This window comes from Marinibium conchae, assembly GCF_015595035.1.
In the GTDB taxonomy this organism is placed as follows: Bacteria; Pseudomonadota; Gammaproteobacteria; order Enterobacterales; family Alteromonadaceae; genus Glaciecola.
The window spans coordinates 70,108-90,772 of sequence record NZ_JADNRN010000004.1; the positions used below are offsets into that span (position 1 = coordinate 70,108).

Annotated in this window: 16 protein-coding genes and 5 tRNA genes; 6 read left to right on the forward strand and 15 right to left on the reverse strand. The window is 42.2% G+C overall.

All coding sequences use genetic code 11. The annotated features are described in order from the left end of the window. Positions 1-92 precede the first annotated feature (92 nt). Entirely contained in the window at positions 93-1,640 is a 1,548-nt protein-coding gene (gene murJ, locus ISG33_RS15200) for a murein biosynthesis integral membrane protein MurJ (protein ID WP_195734499.1), read from the reverse strand. A gap of 310 nt (positions 1,641-1,950) precedes the next feature. Between murJ and rpsT the strand changes: the two genes are divergently transcribed. Continuing rightward, positions 1,951-2,211 (forward strand): 30S ribosomal protein S20, encoded by a 261-nt coding sequence (gene rpsT, locus ISG33_RS15205; RefSeq protein ID WP_195734500.1) that lies wholly within the window; start codon positions 1,951-1,953, stop codon positions 2,209-2,211. Between the two features lie 585 nt (positions 2,212-2,796). Here the strand turns inward: rpsT and ISG33_RS15210 are convergent. From ISG33_RS15210 to ISG33_RS15280, 14 genes are all read right to left on the reverse strand, one after another. After that, positions 2,797-4,689 (reverse strand): SurA N-terminal domain-containing protein, encoded by a 1,893-nt coding sequence (locus ISG33_RS15210; RefSeq protein WP_195734501.1) that lies wholly within the window; start codon positions 4,687-4,689, stop codon positions 2,797-2,799. 198 nt (positions 4,690-4,887) lie between these two features. After that, positions 4,888-5,160: a nucleoid-associated protein HU-beta gene (hupB, locus tag ISG33_RS15215; RefSeq protein ID WP_006009977.1), complete on the reverse strand. Its 273-nt coding sequence runs from the start codon at positions 5,158-5,160 to the stop codon at positions 4,888-4,890. Positions 5,161-5,453: 293 nt separating this feature from the next. Continuing rightward, a complete protein-coding gene (gene lon / locus ISG33_RS15220) occupies positions 5,454-7,802 on the reverse strand; it encodes an endopeptidase La (RefSeq protein ID WP_195734502.1) in 2,349 nt (782 codons plus the stop codon). A 1,201-nt stretch (positions 7,803-9,003) separates the two neighbouring features. Next, positions 9,004-9,369, reverse strand: a complete 366-nt coding sequence (locus ISG33_RS15225) for a hypothetical protein (RefSeq protein ID WP_195734503.1) — start codon at positions 9,367-9,369, stop codon at positions 9,004-9,006. A gap of 11 nt (positions 9,370-9,380) precedes the next feature. After that, positions 9,381-9,932 (reverse strand): matrixin family metalloprotease, encoded by a 552-nt coding sequence (locus ISG33_RS15230; protein ID WP_370545344.1) that lies wholly within the window; start codon positions 9,930-9,932, stop codon positions 9,381-9,383. After that, entirely contained in the window at positions 9,914-10,453 is a 540-nt protein-coding gene (locus ISG33_RS15235; RefSeq protein WP_195734505.1) for a hypothetical protein, read from the reverse strand. Before ISG33_RS15235 ends, ISG33_RS15230 begins: the two co-directional genes overlap by 19 nt. A gap of 765 nt (positions 10,454-11,218) precedes the next feature. Continuing rightward, a complete protein-coding gene (clpX, locus tag ISG33_RS15245; protein WP_195734506.1) occupies positions 11,219-12,496 on the reverse strand; it encodes an ATP-dependent protease ATP-binding subunit ClpX in 1,278 nt (425 codons plus the stop codon). A 95-nt stretch (positions 12,497-12,591) separates the two neighbouring features. After that, positions 12,592-13,224, reverse strand: a complete 633-nt coding sequence (gene clpP, locus ISG33_RS15250; RefSeq protein ID WP_195734507.1) for an ATP-dependent Clp endopeptidase proteolytic subunit ClpP — start codon at positions 13,222-13,224, stop codon at positions 12,592-12,594. 96 nt (positions 13,225-13,320) lie between these two features. Next, the gene (gene tig / locus ISG33_RS15255; protein WP_195734508.1) at positions 13,321-14,625 is read right to left on the reverse strand and encodes a trigger factor; all 1,305 of its coding nucleotides are present in this window, start codon (positions 14,623-14,625) and stop codon (positions 13,321-13,323) included. A 308-nt stretch (positions 14,626-14,933) separates the two neighbouring features. Continuing rightward, positions 14,934-15,010 (reverse strand) — tRNA-Pro (locus tag ISG33_RS15260). 78 nt (positions 15,011-15,088) lie between these two features. Then, a tRNA-Leu gene (locus ISG33_RS15265) sits at positions 15,089-15,173 on the reverse strand. 86 nt (positions 15,174-15,259) lie between these two features. Further along, a tRNA-His gene (locus tag ISG33_RS15270) sits at positions 15,260-15,335 on the reverse strand. 45 nt (positions 15,336-15,380) lie between these two features. Further along, positions 15,381-15,457: transfer RNA gene (locus ISG33_RS15275), tRNA-Arg, on the reverse strand. A 19-nt stretch (positions 15,458-15,476) separates the two neighbouring features. After that, positions 15,477-15,553, reverse strand: a tRNA-Pro gene (locus ISG33_RS15280). A gap of 213 nt (positions 15,554-15,766) precedes the next feature. Here ISG33_RS15280 and folD point away from each other — a divergent pair. The 5 genes from folD (at position 15,767) to ISG33_RS15305 (ending at position 20,664) form a co-directional block, all read left to right on the forward strand. Then, the gene (gene folD / locus ISG33_RS15285; RefSeq protein ID WP_195734509.1) at positions 15,767-16,657 is read left to right on the forward strand and encodes a bifunctional methylenetetrahydrofolate dehydrogenase/methenyltetrahydrofolate cyclohydrolase FolD; all 891 of its coding nucleotides are present in this window, start codon (positions 15,767-15,769) and stop codon (positions 16,655-16,657) included. Beyond that, positions 16,654-17,214 carry a DUF1415 domain-containing protein gene (locus tag ISG33_RS15290; protein WP_229333636.1) on the forward strand — a complete coding sequence of 187 codons (561 nt, stop codon included), beginning with the start codon at positions 16,654-16,656 and terminating at the stop codon, positions 17,212-17,214. Before folD ends, ISG33_RS15290 begins: the two co-directional genes overlap by 4 nt. Positions 17,215-17,245: 31 nt before the next feature. Then, complete coding sequence (gene tsaA / locus ISG33_RS15295; protein ID WP_195734510.1) at positions 17,246-17,977, forward strand: tRNA (N6-threonylcarbamoyladenosine(37)-N6)-methyltransferase TrmO; 732 nt, start codon at positions 17,246-17,248, stop codon at positions 17,975-17,977. A 126-nt stretch (positions 17,978-18,103) separates the two neighbouring features. After that, a complete protein-coding gene (locus tag ISG33_RS15300) occupies positions 18,104-19,813 on the forward strand; it encodes a proline--tRNA ligase (protein ID WP_195734511.1) in 1,710 nt (569 codons plus the stop codon). Positions 19,814-19,821: 8 nt separating this feature from the next. After that, positions 19,822-20,664 carry an MBL fold metallo-hydrolase gene (locus ISG33_RS15305; protein ID WP_195734512.1) on the forward strand — a complete coding sequence of 281 codons (843 nt, stop codon included), beginning with the start codon at positions 19,822-19,824 and terminating at the stop codon, positions 20,662-20,664. The last annotated feature ends 1 nt before the right edge of the window (position 20,665 follow it).

Sequence of the window (20,665 nt, forward strand, 5' to 3'; positions counted from 1 at the left end):
TGCCTCGCTATCGCTTTCATTTTCAAAAGCGCAGATTATAGCCGACCCCAGCATGAATACCAATGGGAAGAGACATAACTGCTGAATTTATTTTATTTTTTTACCAACAACTCTTTTGGCCTAATACCGCAGAATAATAAGCACAATGAGTAGAGGAGTACAGCTGAGCCAATTAGCATTAGCAGCTCTATTATTCTATTTAACAAGGCTAACTGTGCCCAATCAATTTTGGCGTTCAAATACATCAACAACAGTGCCATTGCTATTGAACTGCAAGCAACCTTACAAATAAACAACAGCGTAGCCATTTCTACTTGGTATACGCCCGTGCGATGTAGGCGAATGTATAGCAATAGCGCATTTAGCGTACCCGATAAGGCCGTTGCCATAGCCAGTCCAACATAACCGAAAGGGATAGCTAGAATAAGATTCAATACCATGTTCGCCACCATTGTTATGATGCCGTATTTCACGGGTGTTTTAGTATCTTGCCTAGAGTAAAAAGCTGGCGCAAAAATTTTAATCAACATGAAGCTAAGTAGACCACTGCCGTAGGCCATGAGACTGTACGAAGCCATTCTGGCGTCGTTTACGCTGAATTCGCCTCGCTGGAAAATCACCATGAGTAATGGCTCAGCTATCAGCACTAATGCAACAGCGGCGGGAATGCCGAGTAAACAAATGATTTTTAAGGCCCAATCGAGATTATTTTTAAACGCATTCGCATCTTTACCAACATGATTTCGCGATAAGGTGGGCAAAATAACAGTCGCGATAGCGATTCCAAATAGGCCTAGCGGAAACTCCAGAAGCCGATCGCTATAATAAAGCCAGCTAATTGACCCCGTAAGATCGAGAAAAGTTGCAATTAGCGTATCAAGTAGCAAATTAATTTGACTGACGGAGACACCAAATAATGCAGGGATCATCAATGTGCGTACTTTGGTCACATTTGGGTCCTTCCAACCCCACCGCGGACGTTTCAATAATCCTGCGCGATACAAAAAAGGTAATTGAAAACCAAGCTGGACAATGCCGCCAAAAAACACGCCCCACGCCAATGCAAATGCTGGCGTGTCGAGCATCGGCCCCAAAAACAAAGCACAAACAATAATGCTCACATTTAGCAAAACGGGAGTAAATGCAGCGACAGCAAACTGGTTAAGCGTATTAAGTACGGCCCCGACTAAACCCGCCAAAGAAATAAAAAAGATATAAGGAAAGGTAATTTTCAGCATTTGCGAGGCCAGCACAAAGTTATCTGCCTTATCACCATCATTTACGTAATCGACAAACCACCCTCCACCAAAGATGGCTGCAAGCACGGGTGAAAAAATAACGCCTAGAATCGCCGTGATAAAAACAATGGCGCCTAAGGTACCTGATACTTTGGCAACAAAGTCTTGCATTACCCGCGGGTCGTCTTGCGCTCTGACTTCGGTGAGCACGGGTACAAAGGCCTGCGCAAAGGCACCTTCAGCAAACAAGCGGCGAAGAAAATTGGGGATTTTATTGGCAAAAAAGAATACGTCTGCCGCGGCACCAGCACCTAAAAAATTTGCCACTACCACGTCTCGAACTAAACCCAATATACGAGACAAGAATGTCATTGAACTAACGACGATACCTGACTTGAGCATGTAAATGGACCTTGTTATATCTGAGAGCAAAGATGGCTATAGTCGCACTTTTATGGCACCTAAAGCAAACACTAAGCACCTGCAAAGTATTGAAAATGATATAGTAATTGAAAATAGCTAAATAATTCTAACTGTGCTGGATTATGATTTAGTCGACAAACAAAAAAACAACCCCATCTAAAATATTTATACAATGACGCATTTTTATAGTTATTTTAGGCTTATTTCACCATTTCGATTGACAGACATTTCAAAAAACTGGATAATCCGCACCCTCAATTTTGACATGAATTTATTTAGGAGTTACACCTTGGCTAACATTAAGTCTGCTAAGAAACGTGCAATTCAAGCTGAGAAGCGTCGCCAGCATAATGCAAGCCGTCGCTCCATGACTCGTACGTCCATCAAGAAAGTTCTTACAGCTATCGAAGCTGGTGATAAAGAAGCAGCTCAAACAGCGTTGAATGCAGCAGTGCCTGTGCTTGACCGTATGGCTACTAAGGGCCTTATTCACAAAAATAAAGCTGCACGCCATAAGAGTCGCCTTAACGCACAAGTTAACGCACTTTAAAAATATTTCTCTTTGCTAAGCGCTTAGAGGCGATATTTTACAAAATACCAAAACGCCATCTTATGATGGCGTTTTTTTTGCCTTGATTTTGGGTATCAAAAGCCTATGAGTTGCAGCTTATGTATTGCGCAATAAATCTATAAAAATTGTTCCCTTTATTGAGCGAGCACGTAAGAAACATATCGTAGGTGCACGAAGTATGAAATGTTGTTTATACTTATTGTATATGCACTTTCTTTTTTCGCTCAAAAGGAGTCGCCGAGTTGTTTAAGTTTTTATTTTTAATACCTGTCATACTCTGTTTGTTGTGGATTGCCTTTCTAAAAAGCCGCGGCCACAGCTTAGCACAAGGCAAGCAAGGCTTTATTTATATCATCGTCATATCAGCAACCATCTTAGCTTCCTTCACATTACTGATGGTTTTGCTCTAACTACATTGAGAGTTGCCAGTCGCCAACACTTAAGACAATAGACTTTGTGACGTATTCAAGATAAGTAACTTCACTACACGAACTATAGACAAAAAAATACCGCCCTCAATGAGGACGGTATTTTTGTTAGTAATCGTTTAGCTAACGAATGATACTAGCGAGTGATACGTTCAATCGTCGCTTCATCTACCAGCGCAGCAACAAAGCTGTCATAGCTCTGACGACTATTATTATTTGCTAGCCCCTGCAATGTTGCTTCAATGTCTTCCGCTTTAATTTCATCAACCGCTTCTACAGCAGTTAATTTAACCAGTCCAACATTTCCGTTTGCAAGTGATACAACATCAACATCTTGCCCTGCTGCTGGCGCTAGGCTAAATATAGATTTAGTCATTTCACTCGGAAGAGAGGAGGCAAAACGTTCTATACCGCTTACTTCATTCCACTCTAAAGACTTGGCAGCTAGCGTGTCGTACACGCTCTCTCCGTTCAATAGCTTCTGTTTCAATGCTTCAGTCCAATCTAGCGCAGCTTGCTGTGTCTTCTCTGCCGACAACTGCGTTGTAATACTAGCCTTTACTTCTTCCAAGGCAAGCGTACGTTGCGGTTTGTGCTCAGCTACACGAACGACTAAAATCTTTTCGTCATTTACCTGTAAGATATCGCTGTTTACTTTGTCGTCAATGAGTTCCGAACTAAAGGCAACATTCTCTACCTGAGGATAATTAACCGAAGCAGGATAATTTCCACTAGAGAAAAAAGCCGTTTGAATAATCGGTCGACCGGAGATGTTAGACACTTCCTCTAAACTATCTGGTGATTCAAATGCAGCACTTGCAATTTCTTCTTGTAAGCTGAAAAAAGTATCCGTTGCTTTGTCTTTCAATAGTAATGCCGTTAACTCTTCCTGAACCTCTTCAAAAGGCGTTGTTACCTGAGGCTTAAGATCTGTCAATTTGATTATGTGAAAACCGAACTCAGTTTTAACTAAGCCTGTTGTGTCACCTACTTTTTCCAAGCCAAAAACAGCCTCTTCAAAGCTTTCACTCCAATCGCCTTTCACGATGTAATCAAGATCGCCACCTTCTTCAGCACTGACGATGTCAGCAGACTCAGCAGCTGCAATCGTTGCGAAGTCTGCATCAGCTTCATTTACCATTGCTAATACCGCCTCAGCTTTACTTTCGGCAGCAGCCTCGTCATCGCCAAATTCAATCAGTATGTGAGAAACGCGTCGTTCTTCTATGGTTTGATATGCAGCAATGTTATCTTGATAATTCTGGCGAGCTTCTTCTTCAGTCACGCTTTCATTTGCCATAAGATCTTCAACAGACAAGCTCACATAAGCAAGTTTAACTTCTTCTTGAGTATCAAAGTTAGACAAATTAGCCTGATAATAATCGTTGATTTCTTCATCACTCAACTCAATGTCGCCAGCAAAGTCTGCAGCATTTACCTCTAGTGTTTGCGCATCGCGTTTTTGTTGTTGAAGCTTAAGCACCTCTGCCACTTCGTCTTCTAAACTGAAACTAGAAGCTGTTAAGGCGGTACTTAATTGTTCAGTGGTCATTTGCTGGCGCATGTAATCTCTGAAAGAAACTGCCGTGAAACCCTGACGCTGAAGTATAGCTTTGAAGGTATCATTGTCGAACTGACCTGCAATCTTGAAGGCATCGATGTCAAAAATAGCTTCTTTTATTTGCTCGTCACTCACCCTTAAACCCATTTCATTTGCTTTTTGCTCTACGAGCTTTTCGGATATGAGTTGTTCGAGTACTTGTGACTTAAAATTCGCCAGGTAGGTCTCATTAGCAAAAGCAGATGCGATTTGTTCACCAAACTGCTGTTCCATTCGAGCTCTTTGATTCTGATATGCAACTTCTACTTCTTGCACGGTGATATCTTCGCCATTGACAACAGCAGCGGCCTCGCTAGTAGACGAGCCTAAATAACTACCGACACCAGTAACTGCGAAACTAATAATGATTAAGCCGACAATTGTCATGGCTAAAGGCCCTTGTGAACCTTCTCTAATTCTTTCTAACATGAGTTAAAACAACCTTGTATAACTTGCTTATTATTCGACACCGCTAGCTTGCTGTGTGCCTCAGGACTACCTAAATTTAAAGGCGATTAGTATACATTGAGATGGGGTATTACGCGACTATTACAAGTCCTTTTAGCGTATAAAAATAAAAAAGGCGATGGACTAGCCATCGCCTTTTTCAATGTAAAACTAATGTTTTTAGTTCACAGCGTCTTTAAGTGCTTTACCTGCTTTGAACGAAGGTACTTTAGCAGCAGCAATCTGGATAGTCTCACCAGTTTGTGGGTTACGACCGCTACGTGCAGCACGCTCACGAACTGAGAATGTACCAAAACCGACAAGAGCAACTTGGTCGCCATCTTTAAGTGCAGAAGTAACTGCGTCCGTGAATGCATCTAATGCGCGACCTGCTGCAGCTTTAGAAATATCTGCGCTAGCAGCAATTGTATCGATTAGTTGAGACTTGTTCACAATATTGATCCTCTTTGTTTTTTATTATATTGCTTAATGCAAATTTATATTGTCTAAAAGTTATAACAATCTTGAAGTGGAACTTCAAGCAATGATTAACAATTTTTTAACTTCCTAGTAAATCGCTTGCTATCCCTTTCGTGACAAGGCCTTAAGCGAGTACAGTCTAAAGGTAGCATAACTACAGAGCATTTGAAGCCCTAAAATTTAAAAAAAGCTAAAAAATCGCACTTTTTTTACAAAAAACGTCGATTTTATGAACAACCGACGTGATTATGTAAACGTTTTCTTGGCTATGACGGCAGTTCGATACTCTCCACCGGCTCTTGTAGAGCAATGCTGAGTACTTCATCTATCCACCTTACAGGGTGTATATCAAGGTCGCCGATCACATTTTTTGGGATCTCTTCCAAGTCTCTTTCATTGTCTTTTGGAATAACGACGGTTTTTATTCCGCCTCTGTGAGCTGCAAGTAACTTTTCCTTAAGACCGCCGATGGCGAGCACTTCTCCGCGTAAGGTTATTTCACCGGTCATAGCAACATCGCATTTAACTGGGTTTCCAGTGAGCGATGAAACTAAAGCGGTGCACATTCCAATACCTGCGCTCGGGCCATCTTTCGGCGTCGCGCCTTCTGGTACATGAACATGGATGTCGCGTTTTTCGTGAAAATCTTCGTTGATACGCAATTTATCAGCCCGAGATCTAACAACCGTCATCGCTGTCTTTATCGACTCTTGCATAACGTCTCCGAGTGATCCAGTAAAGGTCGTTTTCCCTTTACCAACAACCGAGGTCGTTTCGATTGTGAGTAAGTCTCCACCAACCTGCGTCCATGCTAAGCCTGTTACCTGACCAATTTGGTTTTCTTTGTCGGCTTTGCCATAGTCATAGCGTTGAACACCTAAATACTCTTTTAGGTTCTCTTGATTTACCACAACTTGCTTGCTGCCTTTGTTTAGCAATATGTGTTTAACTGCTTTTCTGCAAATCTTTGAAATTTCACGCTCTAAGCTTCTCACTCCGGCTTCACGAGTGTAATAACGTACAATGCCGATTATTGCTGACTCTTCTATTAATAACTCTTTGTCTTTGAGGCCATTTCTGGACATTTGCTTAGATATTAAGTGACGTGTCGCTATATTGAGCTTCTCGTCTTCTGTATAACCTGCAAGTCGAATAACCTCCATCCTATCTAACAGAGGACCAGGAATGTTCATGCTGTTGGACGTAGCGACGAACATAACATCGGAGAGATCATAATCAACTTCTAAATAGTGGTCACTAAAACTCGAATTTTGTTCAGGATCTAATACCTCTAATAACGCAGACGACGGATCGCCACGCATATCGGACGACATTTTATCTATTTCATCTAGCAAAAATAGCGGATTTTTAACCCCTACTTTCGACATCTTTTGAATCAGCTTACCCGGTAGGGAACCTATGTATGTTCTGCGGTGCCCTCTAATTTCAGCTTCATCTCTCACGCCGCCTAGCGCCATGCGAACATATTTCCGCCCTGTTGCTTTTGCGATTGATTGGCCTAAAGAAGTTTTACCAACACCAGGAGGACCTACCAAACAAAGTATCGGCCCCTTTAATTTTTTCACACGTTGCTGAACCGCAAGATATTCGACTATACGTTCTTTGACTTTTTCTAGTCCATAATGGTCGTTATCAAGCACCGCTTCTGCTTTAGCCAGATCTTTCTTTACGACGCTGCGTTTATGCCATGGAACCGATGTGAGCCAGTCAATATAACTACGAACCACGGTGGCTTCCGCCGACATCGGCGACATCATTTTCAACTTATTAAGCTCTGCATCCGCTTTCTCTTTAGCATCTGCTGGCATCTTTGCTTCGTTAATTTTTTTAGCAAGTGCTTCAAATTCATCAGGCGCATCATCCATCTCGCCGAGCTCTTTTTGAATCGCCTTCATTTGCTCATTGAGGTAATACTCACGTTGGCTTTTTTCCATTTGCTTCTTAACGCGGGTGCGAATTTTCTTCTCAACCTGTAGAAGGTCGATCTCGCCCTCCATTAATGCCATCAAATACTCCAAGCGCTCAACAATGACGTCCATCTCGAGTACTTTTTGTTTTTCGACAAGCTTCAGTGGCATGTGAGCAGCCATTGTGTCGGCAAGCCTTGCTGCGTCTTCTATGCCATTGAGTGAAGTCAGGACTTCTGGTGGTATCTTTTTATTAAGTTTTACGTATCCTTCAAATTGTGAGACCGCAGAGCGAATTAACACTTCTTCTTCAGCCTCGTCAATAAGCTCTGGACTCAATGTAACTATTTGACCAGTAAAGAAAGGCTCAACATCGAGGTAGTCTTCAATACTGCCTCGTTGATTACCCTCAACAAGTACTTTGACCGTGCCGTCTGGTAGCTTGAGCAATTGCAATATCGTTGCGACTGTGCCAACGGTGTATATTTCGTCAGTACTAGGCTCGTCAACGGCAGCGTCTTTTTGCGCAACCAAGAATATCTGCTTATCGTTTTCCATAGCAGCTTCTAAGCATTGGATAGACTTCTCTCTGCCAACGAACAGAGGGATGACCATGTGTGGATAAACCACCACGTCGCGCAGCGCCAAAATTGGCATCGTTCTGAGGTTGGATTGCTCAGTCGTCATATTTCTCTCTTGTGTTTACTTATGATTGTTTATATGGGGCTTGACCAGCAAAGTTCAAACCAAAAAAACAAATTATCGAAAAAAAACATTGAACACACCAGTGAACACTTTTTTCTGAGCTAATGGATTGCTGTATAATTAATTGTTTAAAGGGTTTGTATCAACTTATCTTGCTGTGAAAGACACATTCAAATCTAACCTAGAAGAGTACTCTATATCATAGTAGTACAAAGCAAAACTAAAAAAATGAACATGTACTCATAACGTCGTTTTTTATCTATGGGGTCGACCCATGCCATCAAATAATACCGTCTTTTATGAACTGCCTAGCAAACGTATCACTTCCTTGCTAATGGGCGACTGGGCGCGTTATAACAAGAAGAAAGAGAGCGGCTAAGTAAAAAAGACAGGCAGCTAGAACAAAAAAAATACGCTACGCGCGAATAAAAATTTCACCATTTGCCCATCACTCTGAATGGGTTAGCCAAACGCATCGCCATTAAAAAGAAAGTGTTTTGTCTTTCGCTTCGCCCAGCACAGCCACCTAAATTGAACGTATACATCTAATAAGCGTGCACCATGTTAAAGCCTCGCCAGTTAAGTGTTGAAGACCATCTTGCTACCACTCTGATAATTTAAAAACGATGCTTGCCACCACGCTCAGCCCAATAAGTAACTGCTTTTCATTAGCATGGCCACCATGCGTTATGTGTGACAATAAAAACAGTAAAAAAGCGGGAACCGAAATCATCAACTCCCGCTTTCCATTATGACCAAACCGGTTAAGATCCCGTTGCTTGTTTTGTTAAGCTATGAGATATGCCAGCAGTGCGCCTGCTGCTTTCACGCCAATTGATATCGCTACCACTTGTAGCCATTCTCGGCGGTCTTCTTGTCGCATCTCACTGCGGTGTTCTTACCATGTTTTTAATTTCATATAAGCGACTTTTTAAAAATCAATATGATGGGTGTCCAGTTATTTCTTTGCATCTCAGTGCGATGCTCTTGCCATGTTTTAGGTTTTATCTTAATCCCAGTTTTTCAAAAAACTGATTTACAATATCGTTAATGACACTGACCCCTTTATTTTCTTTCCCTTCTTAATGTGGGTGTCTAATTATTTTCTTGTAATTTTGCAATCAAATTTCTACGAACCTAACTTAACCTTAGCGAACAATCCCACCGAATAATAAGAACAAAATCAATCATAAAGAAACGGATGGGAAGATAGTGTATGCACTAATTTTCCATTTATAGACCTTTCAATTCCTAAATATTGCTCTTCTGTTACCTCAATGCAAATTTCGGTTTTGCTATCCCCAGCGAGAACTTTCACAGTAACATAACCTCTTTCCTTTATTTCAGTTTTGAAAGAGTGTGCAAGATCTAGAACTGGATCAGATTCTATCTCTGTTAACTCTAAAACCTTTATATCATTAATAAAAATCTCTACGTCTTGACCTGTAAAGCCACTTTGTAAATCAAGGGTTAAACTGATGTGTTCACTTGCTTTAGTGAAAACAGAAAAAAACAGAATAAAAATTGAAAGAACTTTGATTTTTAGCATAGGAATCCTCATTAGTTGTTTTCAACAATATCTTTTATTTGCGACTTATTTATCTCTAGACTATTACTATTTCGTGTTTGCTCCATCAAGCCACCAGACCCATGCCGTAGTCCTGCGGCATGACCAACTTCATGAGCTGCTGTTCGTTCAAAGCTAGCGTTTGAATTTGTACTAGTTGGAGTCAGCGACGATATAGAGTCGTTAATGTTAATTTGGTTACCCCCTATTTTGTCCACATTCCCTAAGACACCAGGTGCTGAGAAAAAAGAAGAAGGCTGAATATTTATTTCGTGCTCACCGTTGGAAGGAGCATTACCAGTAGATATGACCGCATCAGTAGTCCAAGTACTGTTGCCATCGCTGCCGCTGAAAGAGGATTCTACTTGTGCTTCCATTCTTGTTGCCAGTGCAGAAATATCGGCACTACTCTTTGTACCAGTTTTATCTGTCATATTGCCCGTAAATTTAATCTTAGTATGTTGAATAGATGCATAACCAAGCTGATAAGTTCTGGTGGTAGCGGTTATTTCTCTACCATCTGGATCTATATACGTAGAGGCAATCTAGCATAATCGATTGCGTGGTCAGAAGTCCCAGTAACATAGGTACTGCCTCTGGTTCGAGTAAACGATACTGGAATTGAAAAATTACCCGGGATACTAATATCAGTATTACTAAAACTCACAACGCCTGTTTTAATATCCAACGAATCACCCAGTAAATTCTCGCCGAATGGCTTAAGACGCTCTTCTACGTTTTGGCGTTCGATATAGTCGGGTACTAGACCAATTTCTGTGCGACCGACGCCACCGCCTCCGCCACCTGGATTAGGGATTTCAATCTCGAAATTGTTCACATAAGAGGGTAAGTCTTTTAAAGAGTTTGGCGTTTCTTTATTTAGGTTCTGTTGAGCTGAATGAGCTAAGAAAGCGGTAATTGCTAATACCGGAATAGCTATAATTTTCGCATAGAAAACATAATTTATCTCGTCCTTGATATTTTTTGTCTTATTACCTTGGACAAAATGCCTTGCAAGTTCTTTGATGTCAAGCTTAAATTTTGCGCAACTTAAATACGTCAGCAAGAATAACAAGTTTTCAATAGCTTGAAAAACGGCATTTTTCAGTTTTTATAAACGACTATTAAAATTTTCGAGACTGTAGCGCGTTGGTCTTTGTTCATAGTTCAATCAACACTCATCGGTAGCAGGATCATTCAAAATGCTAAAGATACCATTGCTTTGTATTTTTTATTTTCATAAAAGCATTCTCGACCATGTGGCAATAGCGACATAAGCACCAATCCATGTGCGAGTTACTTCTTTTTTATTCTGTGTTTAGAGAATTTTTAAATCGTATCCAAAAGACACAAAATAACTTCTGAATCCATCACTGTCATACCCCCTATCCGCAATGACAAAAAGTACGCTTGTTTAACCACTCTATCGCGAACTGTTGTTATTCCTAACAGTCTCGTGCCACCCTTGTCTGTTGGGATGCCTACCTGTCTGGCCGTTTGGACAAGGTATTGCTTGCTCTAAAGTTCAAGGAGAAAATGTTCAAGCTCATTGTCAACACTCTAGGAGAACTCATATAGACTCTGTATATCCATTCCCGCCGCGTCTTTCGCTTTGTAAACCTATTTAAATGTCTTACACAGTCGCCCATTAGTAAGAAGTTGATCATATAAATATAATGAGTCCTTACCTTTTCCCCTCAAGCACGGTAACTTAGGCATCTATTGTCCTGCTAGGTATGCCAGCTTCGCTGGACAAATAAAAAGCCGACTATTTCTCAATAATCGGCTTACAATTCAACTTTCTGTAAAGGCTCTTTTCGAATAAAGAAATTTATTCAGATGCCGCCTTTTTATCTTGACCACTTTCATACATTAACAAAGGCTTGGACTCGCCACGTATAACCGCCTCGTCAATCACTACTTTGCTCACATCAGGGTTAGATGGGAGGTCGTACATGGTATCAAGCAAAACAGCTTCCACTATGGAGCGTAAACCGCGAGCACCTGTTTTACGTTGCATAGCTTTAGATGCAATTGCATGTAAAGCATCGTCTCTAAACTCTAGTTCAGCTTCCTCAAGAGCAAACAAAGCAGCGTATTGTTTAGTGATAGCGTTTTTAGGCTCTTTCAATATTTGTATAAGGGCGTCTTCATCAAGCTCTTCAAGACTAGTTACCACTGGTAGACGACCGATGAATTCGGGAATCAAACCATATTTAACTAGGTCTTCAGGTTCAACTTCTTTAAATAACTGACTAACGGCCTTTTTCTCATTAGTTGTTTTGACCTCAGCGCCAAAACCAATTCCCGCACCCTTTGCTGCTCGTTGTTCAATAACCTTATCCAAGCCCGCAAATGCGCCACCGCAAATAAAGAGAATTTTTGACGTATCAACCTGCAAAAATTCTTGTTGCGGATGTTTTCTGCCGCCTTGAGGCGGCACAGAAGCAATGGTGCCTTCAATTAACTTCAAGAGTGCTTGTTGAACACCTTCACCCGATACGTCACGGGTAATTGAAGGATTATCAGACTTTCGTGAAATCTTGTCTATTTCATCGATATACACAATTCCGCGTTGCGCTTTTTCTGGGTCGTAGTCGCATTTCTGAAGCAACTTTTGAATAATATTTTCAACATCCTCGCCAACATAACCGGCTTCAGTAAGTGTTGTTGCATCCGCCATCGTAAACGGCACATCTAGGAGTCGCGCTAAGGTCTCGGCAAGCAATGTTTTTCCGCTACCCGTTGGGCCTATCAGCAGAATGTTACTTTTTCCAAGTTCTACGCCTTCATGAGTATCATTGTTCCTGAGGCGCTTGTAATGGTTATACACTGCGACAGCAAGAACCTTTTTGGCATGTTCTTGGCCAATAACATAATCATCGAGATGTTTGTGAATTTCACTGGGCGTTGGTAACGCGTCGTTCTTTTGCTTCGGTGAAATTTCTTTTATTTCTTCACGAATGATGTCATTGCATAGCTCTACGCACTCATCGCAGATGAATACGCTTGGCCCAGCGATTAACTTTCTTACTTCGTGTTGGCTTTTACCACAGAACGAACAATAGAGTAACTTACTATCGCCGTCTTTTTCATGGTCATCACTCATAAATATTGCCTTTTTTCGTACCCTTAGCGGGTTTTTAAAACAGGTTGCTAGGAAGAATTAGCATGCAACCCTTATACTATAACTGATAATGGCGACTAAACTGAGTTTTTCAATACATCATCTCGACTGGCCATCACTGCATCTACCAAACCATAATCAACAGATTCTTGTGCGCTGAGGAAATTATCACGATCGGTATCTTTTGCTACTTTATCGTAATCTTGGCCGGTGTGAGCAGCCATTAAGCGGTTCATCTTCTCTTTAATAGACAGGATTTCTTTGGCATGTATTTCAAAATCAGACGCTTGCCCTTGGAATCCACCTAATGGTTGATGAATCATTACGCGTGAATTCGGCAAACAATAGCGTTTTCCTTTTGCGCCAGCAGACAATAAGAATGCTCCCATGCTTGCCGCTTGACCGATACATACTGTGCTTACATCCGGTTTAATAAAATTCATGGTATCGTAAATAGCCATGCCCGCCGTTACCGACCCACCGGGAGAATTGATATAAAGAAATATATCCTTCTCTGGATTTTCAGCTTCCAAGAACAACATTTGAGCAACAATCAGATTTGCCATGTGATCTTCAACTTGGCCAACCATGAAAATAACGTTCTCTTTCAGAAGGCGCGAATAAATGTCGTAAGAACGTTCGCCGCGAGCTGTCTGTTCAACAACCATTGGCACGAGTGCGTTTTGCGGATCTGTAATTATATTTGTCATAAATCTCTTAATAGAAAGTCGTCATAAAAAAAATGCCCGGATAGTCCGAGCATTTAATCAGTTCATTGCCTGTTAAGTCAATTGTTGAAGAACAATTTAAGCGTTTTTGTTCATGATTTCGTCAAAAGCTTTTTTAACTTCTTTCACTTTTGCTTTTTCAAGAATTGCCTCAATCGCTTGTTCTTCCAATGCAAGATTCTGCATTTGTTGCTTTAACTCAGCATTTGTCTGGTAATACTCAACCACTTCTTTCGGGTCTTCGTAAGCCGAAGCTGCGGTTTCAATCAATGCGTTAACCTTCGCTTCATCAGCTTCAAGTTTGTTATCTTTAATTATCTCGCCTAACAACAAACCAATGCTAACGCGACGTTTAGCATTGTCTTGGAATAAATCAGCTGGAAGTTCAGGAACTTCAGCACCATTACCCTGCTGCTGGAAGCGTTGCTTAGCTTGTTCACGCAAAGCATCAATTTCTTGGTCAACCAAAGCCTTCGGTAAATCTAGTTCATTGTTTTCCAACAAACCTGCAATCACGTTCTCTTTTACGGTTGCTTTCAAGGTTTGGTCTAGTTCTCGCTGCATATTTTTCTTAACTTCAGCTTTAAGTGCTTCAACACCACCTTCTTCAACACCGAACAATGTTGCGAACTCGTCATCTATTTTCGGTAAGTCAAGACCTTCAACTTTAGTCACAGTAATGGCAAACGACGCAGCTTTACCTTTTAATGCTTCCGCATGATAGTCTTCAGGGAAAGTTACTTCAGAAACAACTTCCTCGCCCTTCTTAGCACCTACTAACGGTTTTTCAAACCCTGGAATCATACGGTCTTTGCCAAGCTCTAATGGGAAATCTTCGGCTTTTCCACCTTCAAATTCTTCACCGTCGATAGTACCAACGAAGTTAATGGTAACCTTGTCGTCTTTCTTTGCTTTACGCTTCACTTCTTTCCACGATGCGTGTTGCTTCTGCAAAGTTTCCATCATTGTATCTAAATCTTTTTCAGAAATTTCTACAACTGGCTTTTCGACCTTAATTTTGTCAAGACCTTCAACTTTTACTTCTGGATATACTTCAAAAGTAGCAACAAACTCCAGATCTTCACCGTCAACGTCTTTTGTTAAGTCAAAAGTAGGCATGCCTGCTGGAGCAATCTTTTCTTTAGTAATCGCTTCATAGAAATGACGCTGCATAACATCACCAGCCACTTCTTGACGAACAGCTTGACCAAAACGCTTTTTGATCACACTTACTGGCACCTTACCTGGACGAAAACCGTTAATACGTTGTGTTTTTGCTAATTGTTGTAAACGTGCTTTAACAGCTGAATCTACAGAATCTGCAGAAACGGTAATAGTAAGACGGCGTTCTAAACCTTGAGTCGTCTCGACTGACACTTGCATTGTTCTACCTCAACTTGCGCTTCATTGCGCTTTACATGATTCAACACTCTTATTCGGCGTACGCCGTGGTGTTGCCGAATGTGGGTATAAAAAGCCCACACGTGTTTAAAAAAGGACGCGGAATTATACAGAGAGCAGGGTGTCGAGTCGAGCAATTAGCTACATTTATTGAAAATTAATTAGCAAAGACGATAAAACACTCCATATTTACGCAAAGATGGAGTTAACACTAGCGGATATAAAGATTTTACGCTCTGCTAAAATTAGCTTGCTGTATAGAGCTTATTGAAGATATTAGAACTGAAAAGTGGTCGGTGAGATAGGATTCGAACCTACGACCCCCTGGACCCAAACCAGGTGCGCTACCAAGCTGCGCCACTCACCGCCATTATTTCTTTGCAACATGTAATGACGGAAGCCGTTAATGCTGTGTAACTTGCAACTTATGACTTGCAATTATAGATGGTGCGGAAGGAGAGACTTGAACTCTCACGCCGTGAAGCACTGGAACCTAAATCCAGCGTGTCTACCAATTCCACCACTCCCGCAAAACTGTGCCTAAAGTAATCTTTAGAGCTTGCCGTTGGCCTGAACCTACTGGTGATGTAGCTTGCATTCAAACCTGGCAGAAAAGTGGGGTGGACGATGGGGTTTGAACCCACGACCGCTGGAATCACAATCCAGAGCTCTACCAACTGAGCTACGCCCACCACTGTTTCTTACACTATTTATCGCCTCATCTGCTCACGCTCGTATGGCGCGTCCGGCAGGATTCGAACCTGCGACCACCCGCTTAGAAGGCGGGTGCTCTATCCAGCTGAGCTACGGACGCTCGTCGAATCAAAAGCAAATGGTCGGTGAGATAGGATTCGAACCTACGACCCCCTGGACCCAAACCAGGTGCGCTACCAAGCTGCGCCACTCACCGAACAATGTAACGATAGAACACTACCGCTACGGGGGGCGCATATTACCGACTTGACCTGATATCGTCAAACACTTTTTGCGATGAATTTAAGTTTTTTTTCACTTGTTCAAAAAGCAGTCAGATTTTGCGCATTCAGCTCTCGTAGCAGTATATTTTTGATGCTGTTTTGATTAAACTACAGCGCATTGATTCTGCAGCACAAAGACACAGTACATGACCGCTCACTTAATTGATGGCAAAAAGATTGCCAAACACGTTCGACACAATGTCCATGCCTATGTAGATACGCTGAAAGAGGCCAACAAACGCGTACCAGGTCTCGCGGTTGTGCTAGTGGGCAATAATGAAGCTTCAAAAGTGTACGTAAGTAATAAAACAAAAGCCTGCGAAGAAGTTGGCTTTTTATCTCGCACCTATGACCTTCCCGCTAGTACCAACGAAAGCGAATTATTAGCATTGGTTGACACCTTAAATAAAGACGATGAAATCGATGGTATTCTCGTGCAACTCCCGCTTCCGGCAGGTCTAAATGCAGAGAAAGTGCTTGAACAAATTCATCCTCACAAAGATGTCGATGGTTTCCATCCCTACAACATTGGCCGTTTGGCTCAACGAATGCCAGCGCTGCGACCATGTACCCCTAAGGGCATCATGACAATGATAGAAGCGACAAAGCGCCCAGTTAAAGGCTTAGACGCAGTGATCATAGGTGCATCCAATATCGTGGGTCGCCCAATGGGGCTAGAGCTTCTGCTTGCCGGCTGCACTGTGACTACCTGCCACAAATTTACTAAAGACTTGAAAAGCCATGTACAGCGCGCTGACCTATTAGTCGTCGCTGTAGGTAAGCCTCACTTTATTCCTGGTGAGTGGATAAAAAAAGGAGCGATCGTTATCGATGTGGGCATAAACCGTCTAGACGATGGTAAGCTCACAGGGGATGTTGAATTTGATCTCGCAAAAGATAGAGCAGACTGGATCACGCCTGTTCCCGGCGGTGTCGGCCCTATGACTGTCGCCAGTTTAATTGAAAACACCTTGGAAGCTTACGTTAAGTACCACTCTGCTTCGGCGAAAGCGACGCAGACGAGTCACTCGCAGTGACAAGTAATATCGACCCAAATCGCGCCATTCAAAATACCCTACACTGGGTAGATAAGGTTATTATTGGCGAAAATTTGTGTCCCTTTGCAAAAAAAGAACGGGACCAACAGTCAATTAGAGCCCTGTGTTGTGATGAAAAAAGCACTGAATATACACTACAAGCTTTGCTCGACGAATTTGCCTATCTTGAAGAAAATCCAAAGACAGAAACAACGCTTTTCATTTTGCCAAGTAGCTATTTGGACTTTTTTGATTATCTCGACCTAGTTGATATGGCAAACCAGTTACTGGTAAAAGAGGACTACGAGGGCATTTTCCAATTAGCAACCTTCCATCCAGCTTATCTGTTTGATGGCGCGCCGGCCGATGACCCAAGCCACTATACTAACCGGTCGCCCTACCCTATGCTTCACATCATTCGAGAGGAAAGCTTAGAAAAGGCATTGAATCACTTCCCTAACCCTGAAGCTATTCCAGAGCGTAATATTCGCCATGCTCAAAGTTTGGGTGCAGAATTCTTCAAACAAATACTCGGCTACGACAGTAGCAAGCACTAAGGTTGATGCCAAAAAGTAAGGTGGTCGTTAAATGAGTGCTATTTCAATCTACCCTATCGCTTATATAAGCACACCTTTCGACCAAAAATTTGGGATTCCACGGCAATCTCAAGCCTTGAGTAAAGCACGTGGTAAAATAACATTTTCGGAAAATATTAACCCGCAGAACGCCTGTCGAGGACTGGAGCAGTTCTCTCACCTATGGCTGAGCTTTGTATTCCATGAAAATATGGATGCAGCTTACAGCGATACCGTGCGGCCACCGCGCTTAGGTGGAAATAAAAAGATAGGCGTATTTGCCAGCAGAAGTACCTTCCGGCCGAATCCGCTTGGTTTGTCTCTGGTAAAGAACAAGGGCTTAAATTCTCAGGGTGAATTACTAGTGCAAGGTGTCGATCTACTTGATCAAACACCCATCGTTGATATAAAGCCCTACATAGCCTACGCCGATCAACCCGAATTTATAACAAAATCGGCACACGATTCTACGGCTGTATTCTCTGGCTATGCTGAAGATAAGCCTGATGTGAAAGCGGTATTTATTGATAACATGGTGGGTGAGTCGCTGAAGCTTATCGACAAACAGATACCCGATTTTTCAGCACTATTGATCAATGTGCTACAGCAAGACCCAAGGCCAGCATACAAGAGAAAGCAAAGCGACAATAAAACCTACCATATCAGTTTGTATAAACATGATATCGCTTGGGTTGTGGAACAAAATTCGATTCGTGTTTTAAAGATTAGTATGACTAAAAGCTAACATGTAGTGGCAAATTACGCAGCAAATAGCATTTTATTCTTTTTACCAAGCGCTTCGGCTGATAAACTTCTGCCCAATCACGAGCATTGAAGCTCGAGCACAAAAATATCAAGGTAAAATAAGATAATGCGCACTTCACAATATTTACTCGCTACTCAAAAAGAAACACCTGCCGAAGCCGAAGTTGCTAGTCATCAGTTAATGCTGCGTGCCGGTATGGTAAGAAAGTTAGCATCAGGCTTGTATAACTGGCTTCCCTCAGGTCTACGCGTGGTAAATAAAGTTGCCGCAATCGTCAGAGACGAAATGAACAAGGCGGGCGCTATCGAAATATCAATGCCGGTTGTGCAACCTGCCGACTTGTGGGTCGAATCGGGGCGATGGGATGACTACGGGCCTGAGTTACTGCGAATCAAAGATCGCCATCAACGTGACTTCGTATTAGGCCCAACGCATGAAGAAGTTATCACTGACCTTGTAAAAACTGAGGTAAATAGCTACAAACAACTTCCTCTTAACTTATATCAAATACAGACTAAATTTAGAGATGAGGTTCGTCCGCGCTTTGGTATCATGCGAAGCCGTGAATTCATTATGAAGGATGCCTACTCGTTTCATATCGACGAACAAAGCCTTGATGAAACTTATCAACGTATGCATCAAGCTTACTGCAATATTTTTGAGAGAATTGGTTTACAATATCGCCCCGTTATTGCCGATTCTGGCTCTATTGGCGGTGCGGTGTCTCATGAATTTCATGTGCTCGCTGACTCCGGTGAAGACGATATAGCATACAGCGATAGCAGTGATTACGCTGCAAACGTTGAATTGGCTGAAGCGCTCGCTGTAGGCGAAAAAACCGCGCCATCTCAACGCATCAAGCTAGTCGATACGCCAAATGCAAAAACAATTGATGCCGTTTCCAAGCTATTGGAATGCGATATCACGAAGACTGTAAAAACACTGATAGTTAATGCGAGTGAAGAATCAGAGCATGATTTTGTAGCTTTGGTGCTGCGTGGTGACCATAGTTTAAATAATATCAAAGCAGAAAAGCTGGAACTCGTCGCCAGCCCACTTCAAATGGCAGACGAAGCAGCAGTAAAAGCTAAGCTTTCATGTGATTTCGGTTCGCTGGGTCCAGTCGAACTTGGCTTTCCCGTTATAGTTGACCGCAGTGCTGAGCGCGTAGCTGACTTCGTTTGTGGCGCGAATCAAGATGATAAACACTTTGTTGGGGCGAATTGGGAGTCTGATGTAAAAGACTACAGTGTTGCCGATTTACGTAATGTTGTTGAAGGCGATCCCTCTCCAGATGGTAAAGGCACGTTAGCCATTACTAAGGGCATTGAAGTTGGTCATATTTTTCAACTTGGTGACAAATATTCTACCGCTATGAATTGCGGCGTTCTAAACGAAACAGGAAAACACGAAGTATTGCAGATGGGCTGCTATGGCATTGGTGTTACGCGCATCGTTGCAGCGGCTATTGAACAAAACAATGACAAATATGGCATTATTTGGCCTACAAGTATCGCGCCTTTTTCAGTGGTCATTATTCCAATGAATATGCATAAATCTCATAGAGTTATGGAAACGGCCGAAAAGCTCTACAAAGAGCTAAGCGAAGCTGGCGTTGAGGTTTTGTTTGACGACCGCAAAGAGCGACCAGGTGTCATGTTTAATGATATGGAATTAATTGGCATACCTAATAGCATTGTAATCGGCGAGCGAAATCTTGATAATCAACAAGTCGAAGTAAAAGACAGAAAATCTGGTGAGAAAATACTTCTCAATATTGAAGAGGTTGTTTCTCACATTCAAAACCTAGGTTAAGTAATTTAATGAAACTGACTTTTTGTGGTGTGCGCGGAAGCACACCCGCGCCCGGCGCTGAATTTGTGCGGTATGGCGGTAATACTGCGTGCGTGCACATTGAATTAAGCGACGGAACCGATCTAGTGCTCGATGCTGGAACGGGTATTCGCGAGTTAGGAAAGCGCCTAGCTGCAAAAAAGTCGCCTGTTCACATATTATTAAGTCATAATCATTGGGACCATATTCAAGGTTTCCCTTTTTTTATTCCTATTTATCAACCCGGACGCCAAATCATTATTACGCCAGGGCTCACTGATATGAACCAACCCGAGGCCGTGCTCGACCAAATGACCGGATCGTTCTTCCCAGTGCATCGCAATGATTTAGGCGCCGACATCCGTGTAGAACCGCGTGCCGTTGAAGAAGACGATGAATGGTATATTTCTAACGCTTTAGTCAGTCGAATGAAAATGAATCACCCTGGGGGCGGAAGCTGTTATACGGTTAAAGAAAACGGTCACAAAATAGCATACATCACCGATAATGAATTATATCCTCCTTACGAAAAACAAACTGACTTTCTAGATTTTGTAGGTTTTGCTAAAGGCTCAGATATATTAATCCACGATGCACAATACTTGGTGTCTGATATGCCAGCTAAATCAGGCTGGGGGCACAGCGTTGCCGAAGAAGCAGTGAAGCTTGCTATGGCATGCGGTGTTAGAGTACTTGCATTATATAGCCATGACCCAGAACGTACTGACGACGATATCGACGCTATTATCGCTCAATGCAATGAAGTGATTGAAGCAGGCGGAATGGATTTAGTCTGTTACGCGGCAAGAGAAAACCAAGTTATCGAATTTTAAT

Bases quoted from the DNA above. Each gene is read 5' to 3' on its own strand.
- tsaA (WP_195734510.1), top strand. From the start codon at position 17,246: ATGAGTGCTATTTCAATCTACCCTATCGCTTATATAAGCACACCTTTC.
- clpX (WP_195734506.1), bottom strand. From the start codon at position 12,496: ATGAGTGATGACCATGAAAAAGACGGCGATAGTAAGTTACTCTATTGT.
- ISG33_RS15210 (WP_195734501.1), bottom strand. From the start codon at position 4,689: ATGTTAGAAAGAATTAGAGAAGGTTCACAAGGGCCTTTAGCCATGACA.
- tig (WP_195734508.1), bottom strand. From the start codon at position 14,625: ATGCAAGTGTCAGTCGAGACGACTCAAGGTTTAGAACGCCGTCTTACT.
- clpP (WP_195734507.1), bottom strand. From the start codon at position 13,224: ATGACAAATATAATTACAGATCCGCAAAACGCACTCGTGCCAATGGTT.
- ISG33_RS15225 (WP_195734503.1), bottom strand. From the start codon at position 9,369: ATGCTAAAAATCAAAGTTCTTTCAATTTTTATTCTGTTTTTTTCTGTT.
- murJ (WP_195734499.1), bottom strand. From the start codon at position 1,640: ATGCTCAAGTCAGGTATCGTCGTTAGTTCAATGACATTCTTGTCTCGT.
- ISG33_RS15305 (WP_195734512.1), top strand. From the start codon at position 19,822: ATGAAACTGACTTTTTGTGGTGTGCGCGGAAGCACACCCGCGCCCGGC.
- ISG33_RS15300 (WP_195734511.1), top strand. From the start codon at position 18,104: ATGCGCACTTCACAATATTTACTCGCTACTCAAAAAGAAACACCTGCC.
- folD (WP_195734509.1), top strand. From the start codon at position 15,767: ATGACCGCTCACTTAATTGATGGCAAAAAGATTGCCAAACACGTTCGA.
- lon (WP_195734502.1), bottom strand. From the start codon at position 7,802: ATGACGACTGAGCAATCCAACCTCAGAACGATGCCAATTTTGGCGCTG.